Raw genomic sequence first — 1,719 nt, 5'->3', positions numbered from 1 at the left:
CCACCACCTGTCCATGCCGCTGCCGGACGGCTCCGGCGCGGTCGGCGCGATGACCGCGGCCCTCACCGACGCCGGGCTCACCCCCGCCGACATCGCACACGTCAACGCCCACGGCACCTCCACCCCGCACAACGACCGCGCCGGAGCCGTCCGGCAGCGGCATGGACAGGTGGTGGGCGTCGCAGGTGGCGCCGTAGCCGGCGACCTCCGCGTAGGCGCGGGCGCCGCGGGCGGCGGCGTCGCGGGCGCGCTCCAGGACGACGAAGCCGGCGCCCTCGCCCATCACGAAGCCGTCCCGGTCGGCGTCGAAGGGCCGACAGGCCTTGTCGGGCTCGTCGTTGCGCAGGGAGACGGCGTTGAGGTTGCCGAAGCCGGCGAGGGTGACCGGGCTGAGCGTCGCCTCGCAGCCGCCGGCCACCACCACGTCGGCCCGGCCGGCCCGCAGCAGGGTGACCGCCTGGCCGATGGCGTCCGCGCCGCTGGCGCAGGTGGTGGCGATGGTGGTGGCCGGCCCGGTCCAGCGCAGCCGCATGGCGATCTGCGCGGCGGCCGCGTTGGGCATGGTCAGCAGCGGCATCAGCGGGTTGACCCGGTGCGGGCCGTCCGCGGTGTAGTGCGCGGACTCCTGGTCGCTGGTGGTGCGGCCGCCGACGGCGTTGCCGACGAGGATCGCGGTGCGGGCCGGGTCGGGCCGCGGGGAGCCGGCGTCGCGGTGGGCGGCGAGCGCGGCGGTGACGCCGTAGCGGGCGAAGGGGTCCATCCGCCGGGCGTCCTTGGCGGAGAGCAGGTCGCTGTCCTCCAGGCCGCGCACCCGGCAGCCGATGCGCACCTTGTGCCGGCTCAGGTCGAGGTGGTCGAGGACGGCGGCGGTGGACCGCCCGGCGCGCAGCGCGGCCCACAGCTCGCCGGGCGTGCAGCCGGCGGGCGTGACCACGCCGATGCCGGTGATGACGACGGGGGCGGGTGACGGGGTTGCCATGGTGTGTCCCTGCGTTCCGGGGCGGCGCTCAGGCCGGGAGGATGCCGCACTCGCGGGCGGACTTCAGGAAGGCGTCGGCCGCGAAGTCGATGTCGGCGGGGGTGTGCCGGGCGGTGACGGCGATCCGCAGCCGGGCCAGGTCGTTGGGGACGGCCGGGGTGACGACCGGCAGGCCGATGACGCCGTTGCGGCGGCAGGCGGTGGCCAGGTCGTAGGCGGCGTCGTCGGAGCCGGCGATCAGCGGCAGCACCGCGGTCTCGCTGTCCTGGGTGCGCAGCCCCTCGGCGTTGATGATCGAGCGCAGCCGGGCGGACTCGCGCTGGATGTGGGTGACCCGCTCGGGCTCGCGCTGGAGGATGCGCAGCGACTCCAGGGCGGCGCCGGTCTGGGCGGGGCCGAGGGCGGCGGAGAACAGGAACGGCCGGGCGGCGTAGCGCAGGTGGCCGATGAGGTCGGCGGGTCCGGCGATCCAGCCGCCCATGGAGGGGATGGCCTTGGAGAGGGTGCCGAGCTTGATGTCGACCTTGGCCTGCCAGTCGAAGTGCTCCTCGATGCCGCGGCCGGTGGCGCCGATGACGCCGAGGGCGTGCGCCTCGTCGACCATCAGCAGCGCGTCGAACTCGTCGCACACCTTGCGCAGTTCGGGCAGCGGGGCGATGTCGCCGTCCATGGAGTAGACGCTGTCGACGACGACCAGCCGGACGCCGCCGGGGTCGGCGGCCTTGAGCCGGCGGGCCAGG

1 protein-coding gene and 2 pseudogenes are annotated in these 1,719 nt (G+C 75.7%); 1 reads left to right on the top strand and 2 read right to left on the bottom strand.

Translation table 11 applies throughout. The annotated features are described in order from the left end of the window. Positions 1–13: 13 nt before the first annotated feature. Positions 14–82, top strand: a pseudogene (locus C6N75_RS32105) (hypothetical protein); the annotation flags it as partial. A gap of 213 nt (positions 83–295) precedes the next feature. Here the strand turns inward: C6N75_RS32105 and C6N75_RS13080 are convergent. Continuing rightward, positions 296–979, bottom strand: a pseudogene (locus tag C6N75_RS13080) (beta-ketoacyl-[acyl-carrier-protein] synthase family protein); the annotation flags it as partial. A 28-nt stretch (positions 980–1,007) separates the two neighbouring features. Next, a partial coding sequence (locus C6N75_RS13075) for an aminotransferase class I/II-fold pyridoxal phosphate-dependent enzyme (RefSeq protein WP_146132554.1) occupies positions 1,008–1,719 on the bottom strand: 712 nt, incomplete at its 5' end.

The sequence above is a fragment of the Streptomyces solincola genome (genome assembly GCF_002982015.1).
Lineage (GTDB): Bacteria > Actinomycetota > Actinomycetes > Streptomycetales > Streptomycetaceae > Streptomyces > Streptomyces solincola.
This window is presented reverse-complemented; position numbering and strand designations above follow the sequence as displayed.